This window comes from Niallia sp. FSL W8-0951, from assembly GCF_038006525.1.
Classification (GTDB): domain Bacteria; phylum Bacillota; class Bacilli; order Bacillales; family Cytobacillaceae; genus Niallia; species Niallia circulans.
On sequence record NZ_JBBOVK010000001.1, the window covers coordinates 2,657,452 to 2,670,462 of the forward strand.

A 13,011-nucleotide genomic window follows, 5' to 3' on the forward strand; every position below is an offset into this window, starting at 1 on the left:
TTATGCTCCTCCTTTTGTTATCATCGCGCACCCATTATTTCCTCCATATCCATGTGCTGTTATTAAAACGCGATCAACATCTTCTGTAATTAGCTGTGTCACTATTGGATAATCTCGATAATAATCATTTATTTCCTGACTTATGGTTGCAGGAATAAAGCTTTTTTTGATACTTATTAAAGAAGCTATTATTTGAAAAAGCGGCGAAACTCCCATTGCATGCCCGACCGTTCCCTTAATGGATGTAATAGGAATCTTAGATCCTGCAAAAAACCTCTTATATACACCGATTTCAATATGATCATTTTCCATTATTCCTAAAGCTTGACTATTTATGTAGGTTGGCATATTCTCTTGTAAACATTCAGCAACTGCTTTTTCCATAAGCAAACCTGTTGAGTCTGACTGAAAAGGAGAGATAGCGTCCTGTGTTACACTTGTAGCTTCTACTTTTCCTAATATGGATGCATGACGCTGAATGGCTACTTGCTCATTTTCAACAATTAAAACACCTGCTCCTTCCGAAATCGAAAATCCTTTCCCACCTGAAAATGGCCCAAAAGAGGGTTGAGGATTATTTCCAGCTTGTAAAACACGATGTGGAAGGAACCCTTTTATTATAGGATCACAAATTGATTCATCACTAGCACCAACTATGCAAACATCAATTTGATTTGACTCAATTAATATTCTCGCTAAATTTAATGCATCTATACCCGATGTACAACTATTTGCCAATGATAATGCTATACCATTTAACTGCAAATAAGCACTAATGCTAGAAGATAGAGAATTAGCATTCATATTTCCAATAGTATAAGGAGAAAGCCTCTTGCCTTTTTCCAAAGAAAAAGTGGCTTTACTGATTTCTGCTAAGCCACCAGCCGAAGAACCGACAATGACCGCTGTTCGATAGTCTCTAACGCTTATATTGGCCTGTTCTATTGCTTCTTTACATGCATGGAGAATCATACGAACAGGTTTAGACATTTTTTCTTGCCTTTTATGTACCTTGTTTATTTGCTCTTCCCTCACTCTACCTGTGTATATGTATTTCCCTTCATATTTCTCCTGTTTCAACATACTTTTATTACTTTGAAGCACTGTCATAAACTCTACTATATTGGAAAATCCTGCTCCTATTATTCCCATTCCAGTAATAACTGCTTTCATCTTAATTCTCCTATAAAAGTATTCATATATATATTACTATGAAAATCGTTTTACAGCAGTAAATTCCGAGAAATTTCTAAATTGCCACAAAACAAATAAAAAACTGCACGAAAGTATTTCCACCTTATAAGATAAATTGGCTAATTTCTTCGAGAACAAAATAATTAGCTTTATTCTATCCTATAAAGTTAAAATCTAACGTGCAGCCTATTCTAATCCTTTTTACTTACTGATACCCATTTTCTCTATCAGATGCTTCATCTTGGATTTCTTCTCTAAACGACTGAACTGCAGCTTCTCTTCTTTTATTCTTTTGTTGAATCATTTCTTTTTCATCAGAACTCGCATTTACCAGCGTTTCTTCTGCTTTATCGATATTTTCTAACGTGTTTTGTACCATGTCCTGTAATTTTTCTACATTATCAGAACGATTATCAGGGTTTGGCTTTTGATAACTCATGATGATTCCTCCTTCCTAATACACTACGTATGTATTTTGGTTATCTACGGAATTTTTTATACAAAGCTTCTCAACAAATGTAACCTACCATTTATTAACAAGAACTACTTTTCCAACAGCTTTGCCTGATTCTAAATATTCATGCGCTTTACTAATTTCCTCGAAAGAAAATGTTTTTTTATCAAGTAGTGGTTTTAACTTATTTTCTTCTACTATCTTCGTGATATTGCGTAAAATATCCCCATGCTCTATTCGCGAATCCTCATTAAGCATCTTGAGAAGCATAAATGTTACATGTAACGAAAGCCCCTTTGAATGTAAAGGAGTTAAATCATGTGTTGATCTGGCAGCAATGGTTAAGACACTTCCATTTAAAGCTGCTGCTTCAAAGGATTGGTCTAGATTTCTACCGCCGACAGTATCAAAGATCAATGGATAGCCTTTTCCATCCGTATATTTATCAATATATTCTTTCACCGACACATCTCGATAATTAATAATATGATCTGCACCTATTTTTTTAACAATCACTTGCTTTTCTATGGTTGAAACGGTTGTAGAAACAATAGCTCCGGCCCATTTAGCGAGCTGAATGGCAATATGGCCGACCCCGCCTGCTCCACCATGAATAAGGATATTATCTCCTTTCTTTAATCCCCCCTTAGTAAATAATGATTCCCATGCAGTTATCCCAACAAGAGGGATTGCAGCTGCCTCTTCCATAGTGATATTTCTTGGTTTATGTGCTAATAGTCGATAATCAGCAATCATATATTCAGCCAATGCACCTTGTAATCCCTTAAAACCGCCAGCACATCCATATACTTCATCACCAATTTGAAAGGATTGTACCGCTTCTCCTACTTCTTCAATAACGCCTGCTACATCTCCGTGTAATATAGCGGGAAAAGACGGAGAAACACCTGGTACTGCTCCACTTCTCACTTTAATATCAATAGGATTGACACTAGTAGCTTTTACTTTTATTCGGACTTGGTGTGGCAATAAATCAAGTGTTTCTATTTCCTTCAACTTAAATACCGTAGACTCACCAAATGCTTCAATTATCATCGCTTTCAATGAAAATCATCTCCTTTCTCTCCATATTACCGAATATAAACGATTTTTTCGAAAATTTAGTATTAAAATTTTAATTATTTACTTACCAACTCATAAAACGTTTCTATTTCATTAAAAATGGATATTAGTATCTTATATCTATCATAATAACAATATCATTATCGATATTGATCGAGGAGGATACTAAAATGAATGACCTTAAAAATAAAGTAGCGATAATTACCGGGGCAGCTTCCGGGATTGGAAAAGCAGCAGCCATCTCACTTGCAAATAAAGGAATGAAAGTAGCACTAGTAGACTTAAATGCTGATGAGCTAGAAGAAGTGAAAGCAACGATTAATAAAAAAGGTCAAGAAGCGATCTCATTAGAAGCCAATGTCGCAGAGCCTCCTTCCATTCAACAGGCTATTGAGGAAACCGTAAAAAAATGGAATAGAATAGATACAGTTTTTATTAATGCGGGAATTAACGGGGCAGTGTCTTCTATTGAAGACCTGACACCCTCTGAATGGGATACAACCATTGAAACAAATTTGAAAAGTACATTTTTAACTGTTAAATATAGCATTCCCCATATGAAAACCAATGGTGGCAGTATTATTATAACAAGCAGTATTAACGGAAATCGCATTTTTAAAAACTTCGGAATGTCTGCTTATAGTACATCGAAAGCTGGACAAGTGGCATTTGGAAAAATGGCGGCATTAGAATTAGCCCAATACAAAATAAGAGTCAATATGATCTGCCCTGGAGCAATCGATACAAATATAGAAAAGAATACTTTTAAAGATGAAGAACACTTAAAAGAAATAACTATCCCTGTTGAATATCCAGACGGGAACCAACCATTGTCCCAGCAATCTGGAAGCGCTCAACAAGTAGCTGATCTAGTTTATTTCTTAAGTTCTGACTTATCTAATCATATTACTGGTACAGAAGTATATATAGACGGCGCTGAATCTCTCTTATAAAATTCAAAAACCTGCCTATTTTGTTATTGGTAGGTTTTTTTATGCTAAAAAGTTGTCATGACTCTATCTGGCTCAATGAGATATTTTTTCTTTTCGCTATGCTAAAATAAAGAAAATACGAAAAAGGAGAATCACTAGATGAATGAAATCATACAACATTTAAAAAAACATCGATCTTATCGTAAATATCAAGATAAAGAAGTAAGTTTGGAATCACTGCACTCAATTATGGAAGCAGCACAAAGTGCCCCTTCTTGGATTAATGGACAGCATGTTACAGCCATCTTGGTTCGAGATAAGGATAGAAAGAGACATTTAGCTGAATTATGCGGGAATCAAAAGCATGTTGAAAATGCTCCGGTCTTCCTCATCTTTTGTGCTGATTTCTATCGAGCAAAGTTAGCTAGTGAAATGGAAGGAAAGGAGTTTAAAGCAATCGATGATGTTGATACGCTCTTAATTGGGGCTACGGATGTTGGTCTGGCCATACAAAATGCCATTACTGCTGCCGAGTCACTCGGGTTAGGAACAGTTCCCATAGGAGGTATTCGTCGGAATTCTTTAGAGGTAATTGACTTCTTGCAATTACCTAGCTATGTCATACCAATTGCTGGACTCTGCCTTGGATATCCTGATGGGGATCCCGGATTAAAACCTAGATTACCTTTACAAGGTGTTCTTCATGAAGAAAAGTATGATAGAAATCAACAGGAAATGCTTGAAAAATATAATCAAACATACAGCGAGTATTTAAAGAACAGAGGGGAAACCCCAGTGGGATGGACCAATCGCATTGCAAACTTTTATGATAAATCCTACTACCCAAGTAATGCTAAAATGATTAAACAACAAGGATTCCTAGCGAAAGATATGCAAGATAACAATTAAAATGAAAGTAGCTATTATTAAAATGGTTCTCATATACCCGTTTTGTAATAGCTATTTCTTTATTTTATTTAGGGAAACTTATTCCAAAAGTAGTCCCTTTTTCTAACATATGCACTATCCATTTCGCGTTAGAGAGGCAAAAACTTCTTAATTTATCCTTAAAATACTACCCTTTCTTTCATCTAAAAAAGGCAGCTTTCCTCTCCTTCAATAAAAGGAAAAGGAATAACTGCCTCTTTTTTATACCAGTTTAGATTACTTCTGGAAGAATAAAATAATTCGCTAGTTTAGCATTTACATGTGTCTGCCAATGATGTAATGGTACTCCATTCTTCTCTAATATTTTATAGGCATGAACCCACGCACTCATCTCTGCGTTGACACGATAAGACCAATCATGCAACCATTTATCATGATCGAGGTCGCCATTGACATAATCAATAACATGGCCAATTTCATGTGCAAGTGCATAGATATTTTCCAATGAAAATTGATAAGGAACCGTTATATACATATTTGTATTAAAACTAATTTTTTTTGTCGAATCATATACAACTTTGCATCCTAATTCTTCAGCAACCTCTACTACTTTCATAAATTTTTCTCTCGTAACTTTCATTCACATTTTCCCCTTTACCAAAATTTTCTATACCAAAAAATATATATTTATGTTTATTATGTTCAAATTCGGCTATATAACCAATGTAACGTTAATTAAAAATCTTTAATAGGAGTGATAGAAATGGCAGACAACAAAATGAGCAGAGAAGAAGCAGGTAGAAAAGGCGGAGAAGCTACTTCTAAAAATCACGACAAGGATTTTTATCAAGAAATCGGACAAAAAGGTGGACAAGCTACTTCTGAAAACCACGACAAAGAATTCTACCAAGAAATCGGTAAAAAAGGTGGAGAAACCACTGCTGAAAACCACGACAAAGAATTCTACCAAGAAATCGGTAAAAAAGGTGGAGAAACCACTGCTGAAAACCACGACAAGGAATTCTACCAAGAAATCGGTAAAAAGGGTGGAGAAGCTACTTCTGAAAACCACGATAAAGACTTCTACCAAGAAATTGGTCGAAAAGGTGGAAATTCACGTAACGACAATAATTAATGGATACAGAAATATCCACTCACCCATAGTAGGATATGGGTAACAACCAAGTGGAAATTCCACCAAAACTAGTTAAATAACTAAAGTAATGAAGGATAAAAACTGAGAAACAACCATTTAAGTGGCTGACCTGTACAAGATCAATTCTTTGTATTAGGTCAGCCCTTTTACATTATTATATTATATATTATTCAGAAAAGTTATTCAAAGATTTGATTTTGATTTTTGTTAGCACTTAATAAATAACAAACTCCTTTTTCCCGTTTTTAATTCTTTCCATATTATATCTTTGTTCAGATAATTTGTAATTTAATGCTATTATTTCCATACAACATTTGTTACAATATTTTTGTTGAGTTTTACAAATTTCGATAATCTACTCTCTTTAACACGATAAATATAATATAATCTAATATACCTATTAAAATAACATTATTTATGATTTAAAATAACTATAATTGAGATTTTTATAGATTATATTAATCTATTTTTATTGTAAATAGAGAGAGGGAGTAAATCGTGGGCATCATGAATGCAGGTGAGTTTATAGAAACCGTTTATTTTAAAGGTCTCCAAATTTCGTTAATGGCCGCTGGAGATGGAACCGAAGTAATCTATCATAAATTACAACCCGGTTCTAGTTGGGCACTTGGCCCGGAAGAGAATTGGACTGGTCTTGAATTTATATATATACTCTCTGGAAAATTACTTTATCATACGGATGAAAGAACAATCGAATTAAGTACTGGACAATCTTTCTCTGAGAGTCCCATAATGAAATTCACCAATTTTTATTCTCAGGAAGAAACTGAGTTTATATATGTAACAAGTCAGCCAGTTTTTCATAATTATAGCAAACTTTCTAAAGATTTAATGGAATTAGCCATATCTATTGAGGAGAAAGATGGCTATACCGTTGATCATTGTGAAAGAATTAAACATTATTCCATGTTGGTGGGAAAAGCACTAGAATTGTCCACTAAACAAATTACACTGTTAAATCTCGCCTCGTTTTTTCATGATGTTGGAAAGGTTAGAGTCCCATTAGAAATTCTTCAAAAACCTAGTAAGTTAACTAGTGAAGAATGGGAGATTATGAAAAAACATACCACATTTGGAAGACAGTTATTAGAAGAAGCGAACATCCCTCTATTAAATGAAATTGCATTAATTGTTGAACAGCATCATGAAAGATATGATGGAAAAGGTTATCCAAAAGGTCTGAAAGAAGATGAGATTACCATCGAATCTGCAATTATATCAGTTGTTGATTCCTTTGATGCAATGACTACAGACAGAGTATATAAAAAGGGCAAATCTGCCGAAGAAGCTTTTCAAGAAATTTTAAATAACCGGGGTACTATGTATCACCCTAAAGTGGTCGATACTTTTATAGCACTAAAAGAAGAAATAATTAAATATGAAAAAGGAGAGAGCTTATGAAAAAATTAGTATGGAGTTTATTAGCTGTAGTATTAATTGTATCCTTTCAAGTAAAGCCTGCTGAAGCTGCTTACCTACCTGAGTATGACAAATACATCGAAGTCTCTTATGATCAAGCAAGACAAATTGCAGATGCACTTGGACTCAAAAATGTACCACTAGGTGAACAAACTGCCCAGATTTCTTTTGATGTTCAAGAAAAAGTTATCGCGAAAATCGAAAAAATCCTTGGTAAAGAAATTGACCGTTACTATATTTGGTTAACAGTTAACGGCGAAAAAGTCCTCGGAATTGACCCTCCAATTCCACAAGCTTAATACAAAAAAGCATCGAAGGCATAATCGGTTTCGATGCTTTTTTATCCTTATATCCTAATAGCCTTTACTTAGACTTCCATATTTACGTAAAATTAATAAGTAACTTTATCCATCCAAAAAAAGAAATCCATAATGGGATACTAATAATAACTCCCCATTTTAGTCCATTAAAAAAGTTTGTTTGTTCTTCCATCGTTATCCACTCCTTATTAGTAAGTAGATCTATACATTTATTATATCAGAAAACGCTTTCATTATTACTGATTTTCTTATAACCTCTATGCTTATATTATTAATTTGTATACCTTTATAAAATTATTCTCTATTTTTAGCAAGTTTAAACATACAATTTTTAACTAACATGGATAATATCGTAATTTTTAACCGCTGCCTTAATTTTAGGTATGAAAAAAACCCGAAATCTCTTTCGGGTAAAATATATTTTAAGAGGGGAAACTCTTAACCTGTTTATAGAATACCGAATAATTATGAACAAATAATGAACAAAAGATTAAAAAATAAAAAAATCTATTATAAATTAAGGGATATATCTTTATAGGAAAATGATTGAAAGTCGAATAGTCCTTTATCTGTTAATTTCAAGGCAGGAATTACCGTTAATGATAAAAAAGATAAAGTTAAGAATGGATTAAAGGTATCATACCCTTGCAGAATTTGGACCTTATGATTTAATATTTTTAGTTGTTCGTACACGGTTAAATAATCTTGATCAGAAATCAATCCAGCTATTGGTAAGGGAAGTGTCGCTACAACTTTACCTTCTGATACTACAACGATTCCTCCCTTTATTTCTTGTAACTCTTGAATAGCAGATAGTAAATCAGCATCGTTTGTGCCAACTGCAACAATATTATGGGAATCGTGAGAAATGGTCGTGGCTATTGCACCTCTTTTAAAGCCAAATCCTTTCACAATCGCTTTTCCAATATTCCCAGTTTGATGATGTCTCTCGACTACTACAAGTTTTAGTTGATCCTTTTCTAATGATGGCTGAAAATAGCCATCTACTACTGGTACTTTTTCGATTACTTCCTTCGTTACAATACTATTAGGAATAATTTCGATTATATGGCATCTCTCAGAAGTTAATGGTAGCTTTAAGTCAGCTGATGACACTTTTGCACAATTTATTGTCGGTAAATTCGTACCCAAATAGGATGGTTTGAAGCGTTCCACTTCTCTTCTTAATTTTCCCTTTTCCACCACACATTGACCATTTCTATATACACTATGAATGGAAAATTCCTCAAGATTATCTAAAAGTAGAAAATCTGCGCGGTAACCTGGAGAAACTGCCCCGATCGAATCTAACTGAAAACATTCGGCAGCATTAATGGTGGCCATTTGAATAGCAATAATCGGATCTAGTCCTTCTTGTATCGCTAATCGTACGCTATGATTTACACTCCCCTCTTCCACTAAATCATCTACCAATTTATCATCTGTTACAAACAAACATCTTCGCGAATTTCTCATTGTTATTGCAGGTAATAAAGCCTTTAAATCTTTCGCAACCGTTCCCTCTCTTATCATCAGATACATTCCTAAATCTAACCGATCTTTTGCTTCTTGTAGTGTGGTTGCTTCATGATCATTTCGAATTTCAGCTGCGCTATATACATTTAATTTCTCTCTTTCAATTCCAGCAGCATGACCATCCATTAAACGATTTTGTTTTTTTGTCAAAATAAATTTATCTATCATATCTGACTGCGTTTCATAAACAGATGGAAAATCCATTATTTCTGCTAAGCCAAGTACTCTATCATATGAATAAAAGGGTGCTAAATCCTTTGCATATAGTGTTGCTCCATTTGAATCCTCTGGAACTGCAGGAACACAAGATGGTAACATGACACGAATATCTATCGGAAGATCTTCTGATGCATCCAGCATATATTGAATCCCCGCTGCCCCTGCCACATTTGCAATCTCATGCGGATCTGTGATAACAGTCGTTACACCATGCAATAATAATATTTTGGCAAATTCTTGCGGTGTAAGCATACTGCTTTCTATATGTACATGGCCATCAATGAGGCCCGGAACGATATATTTGCCTTCGGCATCAATTATTTGTTTCCCTTTATAGCTTCCAATTCCTGCTATTCTATCATCTGCAATTGCTACATCCCCATCCATTAGTTCTCCTGTAAAAACATTAACAATTTTACCATTTGTAATTACTATATCAGCTAGCTCTTTTTTGGCAGAAATTCTAATCCTTTTCTCCAATTTAGCTCTCAAGTCTGAATCCCCCTTTTTTATTCTGAATATTCACATTTTTAAAATTAAGCCACTACCACTTGAAAAGAATGAAACTATTTTATAATTTCTTAAAAACTCTACTATAAAGAACTTTATTTCCTGAAGTAAATCAAAGAATAACCAAAATAGAAAGGGTATAATGAAGAATTATTTACGAAAGCTAGATGATAATAACTTTAACTTAAATATATTTTTATTATTTTAATATATGTTGGTTTAATTTTCAATGAGTAAGAGTAATAAAACATATACATGCTTTCTATATTCCTTAAACAAAATATAAAATTAGTGGTAAGATAATTACGTGTCATTACTATCGTTAGAGTTGTTAAGAAAGGAGATATATCTTTATGTATAAAGATTTAATTCTAGGCATGCTTCGGGCTGGCATTTTCGGCTTTGGTGGTGGCCCTTCTGTTATTCCTCTGTTTCGTCACGAAGCAGTAACAAAATATAAGTGGATGGCTAATGATGAATTTGGGGATGCTTTAGCAATTGCGAATACACTTCCTGGACCTATTGCCACAAAATTAGCTGCCTATATAGGTTATCATCAAAAAGGGATAATCGGAGCAATCATAAGCGTAATCGTTCATATACTACCGACTTGTTTAGCAATGGTATTCTTATTTTCCTTTATCTCTATCCTCAGTCATTCACCAATAATAACAAGTATGATTGGAGCAGTCGTTCCTGTCATTGCCGTTATGCTTGGCTTAATGGCATATGAGTTTGGAGAAAAGGCGGTCAAAGGATTAGGAATCTATGCTGGAATTGGATTAACACTTGTCTGCCTTCTATTGCTACAAGTATTTTCCATACATCCAGGTATTGTTGTACTTATTTTTCTTATCTATGGAGCATTCCATTTTAAATTAAAAGATAAACTTCTACATAACAAAGAAAGAGGCATATAAGATGATTTTTGTAAGTATTTTCCTCAGTTTTCTTGTAGCAAATTTATTAGGTTATGGCGGTGGTCCTGCTTCTATTCCTTTAATGTATGAGGAGATAGTTAATCGATATAATTGGTTATCCAACATTGAATTTTCCAATATGCTCGCTTTTGCTAATGCTCTGCCTGGACCAATTGCTACCAAAATAGCTGCATATGTAGGCTTTGGAGTTGGAGGATGGGGTGGATTTATTGTTGCTTTATTGGCAACTATTCTCCCTTCAGCAGTTGCTCTTATTTTTTTATTAAAATTAATGAAAAAACATCAAAATTCGAAGATTGTCAAAGGCATGACGCTTCTTGTACAGCCTGTAATAACAGCATTAATGTTGGTTTTAACCTATGAAATGTTTCAAGATTCCTATCATTCCATCGGTATCATTCAATCTGTTTGCATTGCTGTCATTGCCTTTTTATTACTGCAGAAGTGGAAGGTACATCCTGCCCTAGTTATAATAATAGCCTTTCTATACGGAGGATTCATTGCTCCTCATTTAAGCTAAAAAGCTCTTTAAAAGAAGGGTTGGCAATTCATATCATAGAAAAAGATAAATACATGAGCTATGAAAGGTAAATTAATATACGAAATAGCCTGAATGAGGCACTCAGGCTATTTCTATTCCTATTAACTTTCATACAAAGCTCGCAGCTGGTTCCACTCCTTTATTCTATTCAACTCCTCTAAATGTTGATTATAGGGATGATCCTTTACATACAGCTTTGTGGTATATCCTTGAAGCGTTTCTAGGACAGCAGGTTTATCATCAAAATAGTAGTCTAATTGAAGCTCCTGGATGATACAAATTTTCTCGTGATCTTCCATTCCACAAAAAAAATGACTATCAATCACCGGAAACCCTGCTTGCTTCATCCAATCTTTCGTCTTTTCGGCAAATTGTTTTTTTCGTGCTGTAATATAATAAACCTCATGACCATTACTAACAAGTTCATTTAGTGCTTCAATGGCATCTGGAAAAGGAGGACAATTTGTAAAATATATTTCTTCTCTAAGAGAGTTCCAAAGCTGCTTTCCTTCAGTAGCATTTAATCCAAATGGTTCGTGAATTTCAACCGTTTTTAATGCATGGAAGTCTTTTAATGGAATATTTTTCTTTAACTTATGATTATAAAGTTCAAAAGCATGTTGTCTTAAATTGATAAGTGTATCGTCTATATCAAAACCAAACTTCATTATTTCCTCCGTAGAAACACTATTTAATTATATCGGGATAAGCAGTTATTTTCATATCCGCGCCCACCCATTCCGTCTTTTCAAATCTTAAGGAAACTGCTTCATCTACTGTATCAATATCTTCCCCTTTAAATGGTGTAAAGGAATTGGCACCACCTACTATTTTAGGAGCAATATATACTAAATACTTTTGAATAAGTTGCTGACGCATAAAACTTGCATTTACTTCACTTCCACCTTCAAGAAGAATATCTGTAACTCCACGTTTATATAATTCCTTTAAAACTATCTCCAAATCTAATTTCCCCTGAATAGAAGGAACTGTGAATAATTCTACACCCTTTTCTTTTAAAACAGCTGCTTTCTCTGATTGAAGGGTAGCACTTGTAGCAATGATTGTTTTTGCTTCCCTACAATCAGTAATATTAGCATCTAGGGGTGTTCTTAAATTTGCGTCCAAAATAATCCGAATTGGATTCTTTGATGGCCCCTCTAATCGAGTTGTTAATTTAGGATTATCAGCGAGCACAGTACCAACACCAACTAAGATTGCATCTACTTCATTTCTTAAAAGATGCACTTCTTTTCTTGCTTCTTCTCCTGTAATCCACTGACTATGTCCTGTATGGGTAGCAATTTTGCCGTCTAAGGTCATTGCTACCTTAGATATGACAAAAGGTTTTTCATGTATCATATTATGAATAAAACGTTCATTTAATTGCTGGGCTTCTTTTTTTAGAACACCAACTTCTACATCAATTCCTGCTTCCCTCAAGATGTTAATACCTCGTCCAGCAACTTGCGGATTTGGATCTTCTGTGGCTACTACCACTCTTTTCACTCCAGAGTCTTTCACTAAAAGTGCACAAGGTGGTGTTTTCCCATAGTGTGAGCATGGCTCTAGCGTCACATAAAGAGTTGCATCTTTTGCATGGTCTCCAGCCATTTTAAAAGCATGGACCTCAGCATGTGGCTCTCCTGCTTTGCGATGGAGGCCAGTTCCGACAATTACTCCGTCCTTTACAATGACAGCTCCCACAACTGGATTTGGATTTGTCTTACCAAGTGCAGATGCTGCAAGGTCTAACGCTATTCTCATATAATCTTGATCATGCTTCATACCTTATTC

Annotated in this window: 14 protein-coding genes; 7 read left to right on the plus strand and 7 right to left on the minus strand. The window is 34.5% G+C overall.

The genetic code is table 11. The features are described from left to right. From NSS71_RS13275 to NSS71_RS13285, 3 genes are all read right to left on the minus strand, one after another. The gene (locus NSS71_RS13275) at window positions 1-1,173 is read right to left on the minus strand and encodes a beta-ketoacyl synthase N-terminal-like domain-containing protein (protein WP_047942181.1); all 1,173 of its coding nucleotides are present in this window, start codon (window positions 1,171-1,173) and stop codon (window positions 1-3) included. 226 nt (window positions 1,174-1,399) lie between these two features. Next, the gene (gene tlp, locus NSS71_RS13280) at window positions 1,400-1,633 is read right to left on the minus strand and encodes a small acid-soluble spore protein Tlp (protein WP_047942182.1); all 234 of its coding nucleotides are present in this window, start codon (window positions 1,631-1,633) and stop codon (window positions 1,400-1,402) included. Between the two features lie 84 nt (window positions 1,634-1,717). Then, window positions 1,718-2,713 (minus strand): zinc-dependent alcohol dehydrogenase family protein, encoded by a 996-nt coding sequence (locus NSS71_RS13285; protein ID WP_047942183.1) that lies wholly within the window; start codon window positions 2,711-2,713, stop codon window positions 1,718-1,720. Window positions 2,714-2,901: 188 nt separating this feature from the next. Here NSS71_RS13285 and NSS71_RS13290 point away from each other — a divergent pair, with 188 nt between their 5' ends. Next, window positions 2,902-3,684, plus strand: a complete 783-nt coding sequence (locus NSS71_RS13290; RefSeq protein WP_047942184.1) for an SDR family oxidoreductase — start codon at window positions 2,902-2,904, stop codon at window positions 3,682-3,684. 138 nt (window positions 3,685-3,822) lie between these two features. Beyond that, window positions 3,823-4,572 (plus strand): NADPH-dependent oxidoreductase, encoded by a 750-nt coding sequence (locus NSS71_RS13295; RefSeq protein ID WP_047942185.1) that lies wholly within the window; start codon window positions 3,823-3,825, stop codon window positions 4,570-4,572. Between the two features lie 250 nt (window positions 4,573-4,822). Here the strand turns inward: NSS71_RS13295 and NSS71_RS13300 are convergent, their stop codons facing one another. Next, window positions 4,823-5,191, minus strand: coding sequence for a hypothetical protein (locus tag NSS71_RS13300; RefSeq protein ID WP_047942186.1), 369 nt, complete (start codon window positions 5,189-5,191; stop codon window positions 4,823-4,825). Between the two features lie 123 nt (window positions 5,192-5,314). Here NSS71_RS13300 and gsiB point away from each other — a divergent pair, with 123 nt between their 5' ends. The 3 genes from gsiB to NSS71_RS13315 all read left to right on the plus strand — a co-directional run bounded on the left by gsiB (window position 5,315) and on the right by NSS71_RS13315 (window position 7,446). After that, window positions 5,315-5,686 (plus strand): glucose starvation-inducible protein GsiB, encoded by a 372-nt coding sequence (gsiB, locus tag NSS71_RS13305; protein WP_047942187.1) that lies wholly within the window; start codon window positions 5,315-5,317, stop codon window positions 5,684-5,686. A 528-nt stretch (window positions 5,687-6,214) separates the two neighbouring features. Then, window positions 6,215-7,129, plus strand: coding sequence for an HD domain-containing phosphohydrolase (locus tag NSS71_RS13310; protein WP_217275771.1), 915 nt, complete (start codon window positions 6,215-6,217; stop codon window positions 7,127-7,129). Further along, complete coding sequence (locus NSS71_RS13315) at window positions 7,126-7,446, plus strand: hypothetical protein (protein WP_047942189.1); 321 nt, start codon at window positions 7,126-7,128, stop codon at window positions 7,444-7,446. Before NSS71_RS13310 ends, NSS71_RS13315 begins: the two co-directional genes overlap by 4 nt. Before the next feature lie 531 nt (window positions 7,447-7,977). Here the strand turns inward: NSS71_RS13315 and ade are convergent. Further along, a complete protein-coding gene (gene ade / locus NSS71_RS13320; protein WP_341151753.1) occupies window positions 7,978-9,714 on the minus strand; it encodes an adenine deaminase in 1,737 nt (578 codons plus the stop codon). A 371-nt stretch (window positions 9,715-10,085) separates the two neighbouring features. Here ade and NSS71_RS13325 point away from each other — a divergent pair, with 371 nt between their 5' ends. Together NSS71_RS13325 and NSS71_RS13330 are read left to right on the plus strand one after the other, a co-directional pair. After that, complete coding sequence (locus tag NSS71_RS13325) at window positions 10,086-10,652, plus strand: chromate transporter (RefSeq protein ID WP_061799014.1); 567 nt, start codon at window positions 10,086-10,088, stop codon at window positions 10,650-10,652. Between the two features lies 1 nt (window position 10,653). Then, complete coding sequence (locus tag NSS71_RS13330) at window positions 10,654-11,193, plus strand: chromate transporter (protein ID WP_061799016.1); 540 nt, start codon at window positions 10,654-10,656, stop codon at window positions 11,191-11,193. A 122-nt stretch (window positions 11,194-11,315) separates the two neighbouring features. Here the strand turns inward: NSS71_RS13330 and NSS71_RS13335 are convergent, their stop codons facing one another. Both NSS71_RS13335 and ribD read right to left on the minus strand, forming a co-directional pair. Next, window positions 11,316-11,882 carry a 5' nucleotidase, NT5C type gene (locus NSS71_RS13335; RefSeq protein ID WP_047942193.1) on the minus strand — a complete coding sequence of 189 codons (567 nt, stop codon included), beginning with the start codon at window positions 11,880-11,882 and terminating at the stop codon, window positions 11,316-11,318. Between the two features lie 19 nt (window positions 11,883-11,901). Beyond that, window positions 11,902-13,002 (minus strand): bifunctional diaminohydroxyphosphoribosylaminopyrimidine deaminase/5-amino-6-(5-phosphoribosylamino)uracil reductase RibD, encoded by a 1,101-nt coding sequence (ribD, locus tag NSS71_RS13340; RefSeq protein WP_061799018.1) that lies wholly within the window; start codon window positions 13,000-13,002, stop codon window positions 11,902-11,904. Between the last annotated feature and the right edge of the window lie 9 nt (window positions 13,003-13,011).